The 11,392-nt window shown below is 46.8% G+C and carries 8 protein-coding genes; 4 read left to right on the top strand and 4 right to left on the bottom strand.

All coding sequences use genetic code 11. From position 1 onward, the window contains the following. Positions 1-515: 515 nt before the first annotated feature. The gene (locus H6F91_RS23325; RefSeq protein ID WP_190773198.1) at positions 516-1,679 is read left to right on the top strand and encodes a calcium-binding protein; all 1,164 of its coding nucleotides are present in this window, start codon (positions 516-518) and stop codon (positions 1,677-1,679) included. Positions 1,680-1,850: 171 nt separating this feature from the next. On the opposite strand, the gene H6F91_RS23320 is transcribed toward H6F91_RS23325, so the two are convergent. Together H6F91_RS23320 and H6F91_RS23315 are read right to left on the bottom strand one after the other, a co-directional pair. Beyond that, positions 1,851-2,045 carry a hypothetical protein gene (locus H6F91_RS23320; protein WP_190773197.1) on the bottom strand — a complete coding sequence of 65 codons (195 nt, stop codon included), beginning with the start codon at positions 2,043-2,045 and terminating at the stop codon, positions 1,851-1,853. Between the two features lie 482 nt (positions 2,046-2,527). Beyond that, positions 2,528-4,453, bottom strand: coding sequence for a 3'-5' exonuclease (locus H6F91_RS23315; protein ID WP_190773196.1), 1,926 nt, complete (start codon positions 4,451-4,453; stop codon positions 2,528-2,530). Between the two features lie 614 nt (positions 4,454-5,067). Here H6F91_RS23315 and H6F91_RS23310 point away from each other — a divergent pair. Next, on the top strand, positions 5,068-6,789 hold the full coding sequence (locus tag H6F91_RS23310) for an EAL domain-containing protein (RefSeq protein ID WP_190773195.1): 1,722 nt from the start codon (positions 5,068-5,070) through the stop codon (positions 6,787-6,789). A gap of 469 nt (positions 6,790-7,258) precedes the next feature. Here H6F91_RS23310 and H6F91_RS23305 read toward each other — a convergent pair whose 3' ends face one another. Continuing rightward, complete coding sequence (locus H6F91_RS23305; RefSeq protein ID WP_199308015.1) at positions 7,259-7,594, bottom strand: hypothetical protein; 336 nt, start codon at positions 7,592-7,594, stop codon at positions 7,259-7,261. A 940-nt stretch (positions 7,595-8,534) separates the two neighbouring features. On the opposite strand from H6F91_RS23305, the gene H6F91_RS23300 reads away from it, so the two are divergent. Further along, the gene (locus tag H6F91_RS23300; protein ID WP_190773194.1) at positions 8,535-8,753 is read left to right on the top strand and encodes an NfeD family protein; all 219 of its coding nucleotides are present in this window, start codon (positions 8,535-8,537) and stop codon (positions 8,751-8,753) included. Between the two features lie 110 nt (positions 8,754-8,863). On the opposite strand, the gene H6F91_RS23295 is transcribed toward H6F91_RS23300, so the two are convergent. After that, positions 8,864-10,249: a serine/threonine-protein kinase gene (locus H6F91_RS23295; RefSeq protein WP_190773193.1), complete on the bottom strand. Its 1,386-nt coding sequence runs from the start codon at positions 10,247-10,249 to the stop codon at positions 8,864-8,866. 441 nt (positions 10,250-10,690) lie between these two features. Between H6F91_RS23295 and H6F91_RS23290 the strand changes: the two genes are divergently transcribed. Next, positions 10,691-11,353 (top strand): VTT domain-containing protein, encoded by a 663-nt coding sequence (locus tag H6F91_RS23290; RefSeq protein WP_190773192.1) that lies wholly within the window; start codon positions 10,691-10,693, stop codon positions 11,351-11,353. The last annotated feature ends 39 nt before the right edge of the window (positions 11,354-11,392 follow it).

Raw genomic sequence — 11,392 nt, 5'->3', positions numbered from 1 at the left:
CTTTCCTTTATTGACTACTTCAACCAAACGATGGCAAAGCCCTTTCAATGGACATTCAAGGGTAAGTTACTGGCGTTCTAAACCATAGGCTTATTTATGCCGCCGAGTACTAGTCAATTCCATCAAGCTACTTTACTCTTAGCAAGCTTTTTATAACATTTCGGTTACACAACATATGAACTTCTATCTATTGACGATTCATCCATTATTCGATATCGAAATGGCTTATTGGCAAAAGCTATATAGATAGAAGTTCATACCCTTTGTATCCCTCATGCAGTCGGGTGAAGGGCTTTGAATCGATAAAGAATTACAGTCTAAATATCAAAGGCGATAACACATTCAATCAATTCTTTATTCATTGATGAATGTAACTTCTACTTTTGAAGTGTCTTGTATTTCATCAAGTGTTTTGTGTTTGCGCTATGTACGAAGTCATTCGTCTTAACGATTGCGCACTTGATATTTGCTCTTTTTTTCCAACTCAAACCGCAATTATTGTAGGAAAAATCAAAATGGCTAACATTACTGGAAATGACAACTCAAATACTCTCTACGGCGATATCAATGGTTATGCTGAGAACGATGTCATTAGGGGACTAGGAGGAGATGACATAATTTATGGTGGCGGTGGTAACGATATACTCTCTGGTGACGATGGTAACGATTGGCTTCATGCTGGCGCTAGTGATGGTCTCTTTTCTCAGTCTATCTATGGTGGCAACGGTAATGACACGATGTTGGGTGATGGTAGCGAGATCATGCAGGGTGGTACCGGCAACGACATTTACTATGTCAATCATGTAGGTGACAGCGTTATTGAGGAACTTAATGAGGGGGTTGATCTTGTACGTTCTAGCATCAGCTATACGTTGACCTTCGGTGTCGACAACTTAGCTTTGGAGGGCAATGCTGCCAACGGCACGGGCAATGGTTTAGATAATGAGATCTGGGGTAACGCCGCCGACAACCTTCTCTCGGGTGGCGATGGCAATGATGTGCTCCGGGGCGGTGATGGCAATGACGTTCTTCGGGGTGACAACGGTGACGATCACATTAATGGGGAGTCGGGTAGTAACCAATTGATTGGAGGGAGCGGCAACGACGTTTACTATATCCAGAATGCAACCACCACCGTCTTTGAGTCTGCTTCTGGGGGAAATGATGGTGTGCGCTCCATCGTCAGCTTTACCTTGTCAGCAAATGTCGAGTCCCTAGCCCTGGATGGCACTGATGCTATTAACGGAACGGGTAACGGCCTAAATAATACTATCCACGGTAACGCTGCCAACAACTCCATCTCTGGCGGCGGCGGGAACGACTATTTAGCAGGTCTCGGAGGAGATGACATCATAACAGGTGGATCAGGGCAAGATGGATTTCTCTTCGTTGCTCCGCAGCAAGGAATTGACACGATTAAGGATTTTAGCGTTGTGGATGACAATTTCTGTATTGATCGAACTGGCTTCGGTTCTGGATTAGCAGCAGGATACATTACAACCGGTCAATTTCGGCTTGGATCAAGAGCTCAAGATAGTAGCGATCGCTTTATCTACAACAAATCCACTGGAGCGGTGTACTTCGATGCTGACGGCATTGGAGGAGCGTCTCAAATTCAGATTGCTAAAGTATCAGCTGGCTTATCGCTGACGAATAAGGACTTCTTAGTCGTAGGTTAGGGTTTATTTTAGAAGTTGTTTTTTCGTGCGCTTCGCGCACGAAAAAACAACCCTGCGAAGAACTTAAGAAGGGCGATCGCTAAAGAATGGAGAGGGCGATCACCCTCCTTCTGATAAACTTGCGGCCATGCTTCCAAATGGTGCTGATACCCTGGCTGGCAGCGAGTTCCACTAGGATAGGGGGAAGGGAAAAAGTTTTTCTAACTCAGGGTCGTAGCGATCCAGGGCGTACTGCATCACTCTGTCGGAGATTTCACCTGCTTCGTAGCCTTTGAGTGTGCAATACACCTCGATCAACCGCTCTCGGTAAAGAGCACCGGAATACATGAGGTTCAAGGCACGCTGAGAGAAATATTCTAAGTTCATGGTTGGTTGCACCAATTGGGGTTTTAACTGTTTTACAAATGCTGAGGGTGTTCGGCTGGGCCGTTTCAGCGGAAGTGACACGATATTGTTGACAGGGCGATTCCTAACGGAGCGGCAAAGCCGAGCGCCCATGTTCCTACAAACCGCACATCACGCTTCATGGTGTGGGTTATCAAAGATGTGAGCTTCAAAGCGATTAATCGTTGTTGCTTCCAATTGTTCCCACTGGGGTCTGTGTACCCGTTTAAGGGACTCATTGAAGGCATAGCATGGGAAAAAGGAAAGATCAGGGTCGCCACAGAAAGTACATCGTTAAATCCACCTAGATTTAGAATGCCCAAGATTCCAAAAAAGCAGTAATTTTAACGAAAAGTTTTGTAAGCATGCTGAGCTTTCTGGTTTCGTCTGTGGCGTGGCAGGGTGAGTTATAGCCCTAACGTTCTACAATTCAGTCTCAAATTTCGGAAGGGATAACCATCTCTTTAGTCCGTTGTTTCAAGCTCTACAGGTAGCTTACTTCTGTCTGTCGAACCAATGACGGCATCCAGCCGCTTCATAAACATTGAGGAGCGATCTCCCGACATCACCAACTGATCAATCGCCCGTGTCATCGCCACATAAAGCAGCCGGGCCTCCTCTTCTGGGGTGCTATGGGTATTCGGCAGGAACCCTAAACCAGGAATAAAGACTACCGGGAATTCCAACCCCTTTGAGGAGTGCATCGTCACAAGCTTAATGCTGGGTTGGCTAGGGTGATAGCCTTGCTTACCAGCCTGGTTGATCCATTCCACCGGGACATTGGCTTTCTGAAGGCGATCGCACACCTTCTGGGCCATCCACTGACTGCGGTACACCACTGCCATATCACTCCAGGCAATCCCCTTCTCGTGGAGTTGCCGGGCACGGTTTATCAGGTGCTCGACTTCTGCATTAAAGCTGGGTAACTTGATGAGCTGGGGTTGTGGCCCTCGTCGCCCGGCACTTTCAGGCAGCACCAGCAACGGAGAATCTTCACTATCTCCAGTTGTTCCCAAAGCAGATTCATCCAGGTTTGTTTGGGATGCATTTGGGGACAGGTACTCTTTGGCGAAGGTATAGGCAACAGAAAGGATTTCTTCTGTGTTGCGGTAATTCACTTTGAGGATCGTAGTGCGCCCCTGAGCTTGAATACCAACGCTCTTAAAGCTGAACTTTCGCTTTTTTTGGTTGCCGTAGATATGCTGGGCATCATCATAAAGCAACAGCAGAGCATTGGTACTGGGGTCCACCATCTGCCCCACCAGTTTCAGCCAATGGGGTTGGAAGTCGTGCCCCTCATCGATGAGAACAGCTCCATAGGTGCCAGCGGGGATAGTTCCAGCTTCAACCGCCTGGATGACTCGCTGTACTAACTCCTCCACATAGGCCGTCCCCTGAAACTGGTTGCTGCTCGGTTGAGGAACAGCATGCTGGCGCAACATCTCCATACACCAGCCGTGGAAGTGGCGGATATGAACCTGGCGATCGCCTATCCCCTTCTCATTCAGTAGGTGCCGCAGCCGTGCCGCAAGGGATTTATTAAAGCACAGCACCAGGACGGGCTTATTCAGCTCAGCAGCCAGCTTTAGGCAGCGGTACACCAAGATAAGGGTTTTACCAGAACCCGCAACCCCATGAATCACCCGATGCCCTTCTCCCAGACTGCGAGCTAACTGCTCCTGCTGCATGTCCATCACCCGAATCAGGTCAGGGATGGCGATCCCCTCCTCTGAGATGTCATCCGGGAAAAGGGAAAGCTGTTCTCCAATACGCACTTCCGGGAAGAGGTGCCAGCGAACACGATCGATCTGGGCTGTTGTCAGCAACTCACCAAAGTTATAGGTGCAAAGGTTCCAGAGCCGCTGCTGAAATTCCATCGGGTCTACATCTTCATACATTTCATCCTGGCAGATGACGAGGTTGGGCTGGAGGATAGCTCCCAGGTCAGCAGTGTCAAATTGCTTACGGGTGATGTTAGTCAGCACCAGGCCGTAGCTGTAGGGGAAGGCAAGTTTACCGGCATAGGGGCCGGTGCTCTGGATGAGCAGCGAATCTTTTTCGAGGAGATTGGCGATCGCCATCATATACTCCCGCGCCTGCCGTAGGGGATTGCGATCCGCCTTACCGCCATTGGGTGTTATGAGGATGGCATTATCCGGGTCGATGCTCCGAATTGTACTGAGTTTCCAATCCTTCACCTCCAAAACGATAATGCCTCGGAGTGGGTGGAGCAGGATGAAATCAGGGTGAAGGCGTTTGCGGCCTATCGGTACGTTGTACCAGAGCAGGTAATCATCCTCCAGCTTACTTTCTAGCCGTTGGGCAAGGCGACGTTCTCCCGGTGTCATACGCTGGGAGCAAGTAGAGAAGCTAGGGATGAGGGTTGCCATAGACATCAGGTAGTTGAATATACCTGGCTCTAGAATGCCCAAATTTTAGAGGAATGCAGTAATTTTAGTTATGCTAGGGGTTCCAGGTGTAGGGATAACTATATTGGTACCGTTAAAAGCAGGCTTGCACAGCCATCGTAGACATTGTTCGAGCAGTTTTTCTGAAACCCTTGCTTTGCCTATGCTTCGCGTACGCAAAGTCAAGGGTTTCAGAAAAACTGCCTAGAGTATTGATCAAGTAAAGCCGAGATAAAGCTGCCGTTGAGCGCAGCTCAGAACGTTCTAATAAAAATCCATTTGGAACAACGAGAAGCGGTTGTTGCAACCAGTTACAGCGCTTTTCAAGCGCTGTAACTGGTTGCAACAACCGTGGCTGATTCAAGCGCAAAGCGCTGTATTACTTTATAAGGTTTCTAAATTCAGTAATTTTATGAGAAATCTAAGCTAAATGTTGATGACACAGAGAGTAGCCGTTATATAGCATCAGAGTATTCTTCTTCTATGCTTATTGTCCTAAAGGACATTTTTTCTGGGTTATTAGGCAAAAGTACTCTCCCACAAAACCGTTACCGGATAACCCATTTAAGACCTCTTCACCTGATTTAGAATCTGGAATGCTCGCTTACATGCTGCACTTATACTCCTTCCTGGATCGTTTCAGATTGCTGAGAAAAAGCTACATAGCCAAAATTATGCTAGTTGCTTTTCTGGGTACTCATGTCCCACTTCTGGCTCTACTTCTAAGTTTTGTCATCTCAAGTGCCTACTCCTGGGAAATGGCGATACGAGTACTGGTCACTGCCTTAGTGGCAACATTAATAGGTACAGCCGCCACCCTTTATGCTCTACGTCATCTCCTAAATCCCGTATTACTGACATCTGCCGCATTGCAGAACTATCTGGATACTAAAAAATTACCTGAACTACCAACACACTTTGTTGATGAAGCAGGTCTGTTAATGGCAAATACGTCCCATACGCTCTATCGACTTGATGAATTAATTCATTACATCAGCAGCTACGACGATTTGACAGGACTGGCTAATCGTGACCTATTTTGCGATCGCCTCTACCAGATGTCTCAAGTTCAAAATCACTCAGGTCTTACAGCCGTTCTTGTACTGGGGATTGACGATTTTGTGGGCATTAGCCACACAAGGCAGCGTGAGACCACAAAGTTGCTATTGAGGGCGATCGCTCAGCGCTTAATCACCTGTCTTCCCCAAACCAACAGCTTTGCGAAGCTAGATGGAGATGAATTTGCAATTGCTCTGACCGAGATTTCTTCCCTAGAAAGTGTGATTAAACAATCTCAGTTACTGTTGAGTACACTAGCAAAGCCCTTTTTAATAGAGAACAGCCTGATTCACGTCACTAGTAGCATTGGGATAACAATCAATCATTTTGAGGATCGCAATGGCATCGCTCAACTTTTGCAACAAGCTCAAGCTGCCCTTCATACTGCAAAACAACGAGGACGTAGCCAGTACCAGTTTTATTCACCTGAGATTACTGCTCAGCTGCAAGAAAGATTGACGTTAGAAAATGAATTACATGGAGCGCTTGAGCGCAACGAAATGGAAGTTCATTACCAGCCGTTAGTCAACTTACAAACCGGAGAAATCACAGCAACCGAAGCGCTATTGCGCTGGAAGCATCCTACACTTGGTCTGGTTTCGCCAACTAAGTTTATCCCGATTGCTGAGTCTAGCGGGTTAATCGTCTCTCTGGGAGAATGGGTTTTGCGAACAGCTTGTGCTCAAAATCGGGCCTGGCAACTGGCAGGATTTCCGCCCCTTCGAATATCTGTTAATTTGTCGGCTCGACAATTTGAACAACCCAACCTAGTAGAGCAAATTAAGCAAATTCTGGTAGAAACTGGCTTACAGCCATGTTATCTGGAATTAGAAGTAACCGAGAGTTCATTAATGGTTGATATTAAGCAATCAATTGAGACTCTAGAACAACTACGAGAATTAGGAGTATTCCTAGCACTGGATGATTTTGGAACGGGGTATTCTTCGTTGAACTACTTGAAGCAATTTCCGGTAGATATGCTCAAGATCGATCGATCTTTTGTGCAAGATGTGCCGTTTAACCCTGATAGCATTGCAGTAACGAACGCTATCATTGCATTAGGTAAGAGCCTCCAGTTAAAAATTACAGCAGAAGGCTTAGAAACCCAGGAGCAACTTAATTACTTGCGGATGCAGGGCTGTCACGAAGGCCAGGGATTTTATTTCAGCCGCCCTGCACCAGCAGAGACCATTACCCAACTGCTGAAAACCAACTTTCTGCTGGAAACAAGCTTTTTAGTGAAAACAAACTTTCAGTGAAGGTTGATGCACTCCATCGTTCGCCATTGCTGCCACAGTTGATCTTTTTCGCTTCATTTTCATACTGAGATGATAGCGTTCTAGAGATGTGGATGGGATGTGGTGAAAGGGGCACTTCGTGCCCCTTTCACCACATCCCATCCACGCAGTTGAACCATGACCCACTGAGGTTATCGTGCGTTCGCCAAGTATCCAACACATGATTATTACAGAATTGATCAGCTCGTTTTGTGAAGCACTCAATACACGTACTCCTTATGAGGCTGAAACTCGCATTCGGCAGCATGAGGGTGAATATCCCTATATGAATGTACGTGGTATTCCAGTCATCGATGCAGATGGTAGCGTCTGTTTGGCCATCAGGAATCAAAGCGGATTCATGTGATAGACGTATGGTTGGTTGCTATAGAAGAAGCACTCATCACCCCTTTCACAGCAATCAACCATACGTTTGGAACACAACTGTTATCTAGATGAGCTTGAGCCCCAGCACAATCAGACCCACGAGGCTGAACAAGCCGAGCGATCGCCGGAAGTAGTTGACTCCAGCAAAGAGTTCCTGCCATGCCCAAGTGAACAATGCACCATACCCTATTAAGCCAAACGTTGTTTGGATGTTTCCACTCGGAAGTACAAATTGAAGCAAAGCTGCTGTTAATCCAACTAGAATCGGCAGATTGGGTACTTGAGCAATTACAAGGTTACCCTCACTATCCCGGAAGGTATGATCAATCCATGTACGTTGCTGTGCCTTGGTGTCCTCTAGCTCGCGTTTTACTTGATCAGTGTTCACTTGAGATGTCATCTGTTCTACCTAAAATGCAACTGAAAATCATGGTAGTAGCGTTCCAAATGACAGCCCTATATCGGACGTTAGATTAACTAATCACTTAAGCAGTTTTGATACTTTGGTAATGAGCCATTTAGCATAACTGTTAACTTTTGAAATAGACAAATTCTCCTTAAGTTTGATTCATCCTGAGCCAAGCCGGGTATTTGTATCGCAACTCGCCATTGCCAGAGTGGGCAAGCTCAAGCTTGCTAAACGCTTGTAGCGCTCGCTCCCTCTATCTTTTTGAACTTTCAGTTGCCGGTGCAACCGTAGCCATTGGAACAGGAATGCTAGGGTTCGCTTAAGGGTTACTTTTTCGTGCGCTTAGTGTACGAAAAATAATCTTCTCAGACAGTTTCAAAGCAGGCCCTAGCTCAGGCCATCCAGCGGAATATGACAATGAGCGATCGCCCTTCTAAAGCACCACCCGTACTACTAGCGTAGGTGGATAAGGCATCATTGCAGTGGAAACTGCTGAGGTCTGTTCCTCGAATTTTTTTGGCACGTTTAGTAAATCAGCTTGCAGGAGTTCCCGTACTGGGGCTTGATTACTTAGTAGATATTAAAACTCCGAAAGATAAACTGTTGGTAAAATCCTTGAAAAATTGCTGTCAGCGTAGAGAACACATTTATCGGTTTTGAGAGAGGCAAATGCTTATGTACCTCTTCCCAAACCGATAGATATGCAGGTATGCCCCATGAACGCTTGTCAGTAAGCCGTGTTGGAAACGTACGATCGCTTGCATAATAACGTTCCTTTAAAGGATTGTCGGGGAGAGTAGCCTGACAATATCCTCCATAGCTTTCTAAATAAGTGGAAACCGCATACCCTCCTCATGCGTCAGGCGTAAGTAACGGTAAAGGTAATAAGTGCCTCAGCCATATTCCCCCATAAGCTTTCTGGAGGTACGTTATGTGGATTAGCCCCGATAAAGTAGAACTGTTTCAACACCCTGTCCCTGGCATTCTAGAAGCGGAGGTGTCCATTCACCAGACAGGACGGGTAAAAGCGATCGCCTCTTCCTGGCCGGCTGAACTTTATCCCTCAGATGCACGCACAATCGCTGTCGGTTCTCCCGTGTTGGTGATGGGCATCCGAGGCATTACGCTGCTAGTCAAGTCCGAGTTCTGAGCATTCATGACGTTATTTCTCTTACTCCAACAATTGCATCAACTATAGTTTTGTCTGGCATCATGCACCACTCCTGATGATGGTTATTTAACCAATTGTCCAGCAAAGGATTAATTGAGCCTCAACCACCGGTGTAGAACTTCCGCTAACCAGTAACAATTCTCTTCGCTTAAGCCCTTACCCAGAAATACTTCTGTCCGTCCTACTTGCAGGACAACCACTCTAGCTTCATAACGGTTTTTGCCACTACCAAAGGTCTTTACGGTCTGAAAAACATCTCTAATAGCACGGGTTTCACCGATATCGATAGAAATTAGCCAGCCAAATGGACGCTTGTAAATGCAATATTCTTGCTGGTTGAATTCGGCAAAAGTAGGCAAGAATTCCCAGTAGATCATTACGACAAGCAGCACAACGATCAGTATCACAAAGAAGACAACAGAAAAAGAGGCCATGAGATAAGGCAACACGGGACTGAACATGGCTCCTAAGATTGTCAGCGCAACCCCAATGGGGATGAGCAATAACAATTGCCAGCGGTTGGGACCAGGAATTGTTATTGACAAGTTTTCGGGACTTTGTTGGACGGTGATGTTAGCTCCAGTGGGAGCAGTAAAGGATCGTGTTTCGATAATTTCCTGCAAGGGAGCAGGAGGAGGCAACGGGGGTGATTGAACTCGGTACACAGGCTTAGGGGGTTGATCCTGCATAGCAGCCAAAGCCTCCCTTGCGGATGGGAAGCGATTGTCTACATCTGGTTCCGCCAGGCGGCTGATCCATTGCTCAAAAGTAGGATTCAGGCTAGTGCGATCGCCAAACTGAATCCGCAGATCCTTCTGCGGCAACTCAGCCGGAGATACCCCGGTCACTAAATGAATCAGCGTCGCGCCCAACCCATACAGGTCAGAGGCAGGAACGGCCCGTCCACCAAATTGTTCTATCGGTGCGTATCCATAGGTACCAACAACAGTCAAGGTAGCGCCTTCCGCCGCTGCCCGGTTCTGCACTGCACCAAAATCAACCAGATAGACGCGCTTATCCTCCCCCAATATCACATTACTGGGTTTGATGTCCCGATGCAGGACAGGTGGGCTAAGCTCATGAAGATAAATCAAAAGCTTTAACAAACTGGTTGCTATCTGGCGAACCTGATTCTCACTAAAGTGTTTTCCCTGCTGCAATAGTTGCTTAAGAGACTCCCCAGGCAAATAATCCTGAACCAACCCGAACCAGAAAAGCCGATCTTCGATCGTAAAAGAATCACGATATTTGGGGATCTGGGGATGATTGAGCTGTTTGAGCACCAAAGTTTCCCGCTCAAACAGTTTCAAATCCTCCCACTGCATGCCGTCTCCAAGCGATAGTAGTTTAACGACAACGGGTTCCGGTGGTTGCAGAGATATGTCCTGCGCCAGCCAAGTTTGCCGCCCTACTGCCTTCCCCAAAGAACGATCCAGTTGGTAACGATTCTGTAGAATTTGTCCAGGTTGTAGCATGGGCGATCGAAGTGCTGATAGGTTGAAGTGGCTCTGCCCACTCTATAGAAACTACCGCAGTGGGTTTAAATTACACTACCCGCCACGACTGTTAAAGTCGGCATTTCGGATAAAAGTTCCGTTGTTTGAGATTACACGATAGTGATACTCACAGGGAGCAACGTTCCAAAATTGTAATTGTCTAGTAGGCTGGGGCAGAAGTGTATAACCTATTTTTTGTGGTGGGGTGCTTCGCACCCCACCACAAAAAATAGGCAACGAACTTAGGCCGTAGCCTACTAGTCTATGCAATTCCGTTCTGTTCTATTGAATTGATGGTGAGAGGCCTCGTAATTGGCGGATTAAGCTCGCCTCTGGCAATCATGAACGTTATTTCTTCTAATAACTGCGAGGGGTCTGTAATACCATAGAGACTAAACTGATCCTTTAGGCATCTAAGCTATGAAGAAAAGAACAGGAATCAGAATTCTTGAATTTAGTGTGCTGGTGATTGGTGCTGTCCTCGTTGTCTGGTTTGTCAATCAGGTGGGTATCGAACAAATTCGAGCCAATGTTAATCAATTCGGTATTTGGGCACCACTGGTTGTGTTACTGTTGCGATTGACCAGCATTGTAATCCCAGCTCTGCCCGGAACTGCCTATTCGATTTTGGCAGGAACTCTATTTGGTTTCGTCAATGGATTAATTGTGATTGCGATCGCAGATTTAATCGCCTGCACTGTCAATTTCTTCATTGCAAAACGCTATGGCAGGGAACTTGTAGAAACCCTGGTAGGTCAACGCTTCATAGGTAAAATAGACCATCTAAGCCACACCTACCTGGAAGGTAATTTTTTCCTATTTACCGGGGTATTAATGACAGGGGTGTTTGATTTTGTGTGCTATGCCGTTGGATTAACCCAAATGTCATGGCGCAGTTTCATGACTGCTTTGAGCTTAAGTATTGTGGTTGCGAAACCACCGCTCGTTGCCCTTGGCGCTGGCCTCTTTGAAGGTGGGCGAGTGCTATTAGGTGTAGCCCTTCTGGGCACCTTCGTGTTGGCAATCATTACAGGATGGCTCAAGCGCCGTCGAGCTTTGGAGCAACAACGTGAGGACGAGTAATTTTACCGGGTCGAAACTTCTCTGTGTTCTGAGGCTCCT

The sequence above is a fragment of the Leptolyngbya sp. FACHB-8 genome (assembly GCF_014695575.1).
In the GTDB taxonomy this organism is placed as follows: Bacteria; Cyanobacteriota; Cyanobacteriia; order Elainellales; family Elainellaceae; genus Vacuolonema.
Note: the sequence above shows the minus strand (reverse complement) of the source record. Positions and strands in the feature narration are given on the sequence as shown.

Coding starts and splice junctions, on each gene's coding strand:
- H6F91_RS23325 (WP_190773198.1), top strand. CDS start 516: ATGGCTAACATTACTGGAAATGACAACTCAAATACTCTCTACGGCGAT.
- H6F91_RS23320 (WP_190773197.1), bottom strand. CDS start 2,045: ATGAACTTAGAATATTTCTCTCAGCGTGCCTTGAACCTCATGTATTCC.
- H6F91_RS23315 (WP_190773196.1), bottom strand. CDS start 4,453: ATGGCAACCCTCATCCCTAGCTTCTCTACTTGCTCCCAGCGTATGACA.
- H6F91_RS23310 (WP_190773195.1), top strand. CDS start 5,068: ATGCTCGCTTACATGCTGCACTTATACTCCTTCCTGGATCGTTTCAGA.
- H6F91_RS23305 (WP_199308015.1), bottom strand. CDS start 7,594: ATGACATCTCAAGTGAACACTGATCAAGTAAAACGCGAGCTAGAGGAC.
- H6F91_RS23300 (WP_190773194.1), top strand. CDS start 8,535: ATGTGGATTAGCCCCGATAAAGTAGAACTGTTTCAACACCCTGTCCCT.
- H6F91_RS23295 (WP_190773193.1), bottom strand. CDS start 10,249: ATGCTACAACCTGGACAAATTCTACAGAATCGTTACCAACTGGATCGT.
- H6F91_RS23290 (WP_190773192.1), top strand. CDS start 10,691: ATGAAGAAAAGAACAGGAATCAGAATTCTTGAATTTAGTGTGCTGGTG.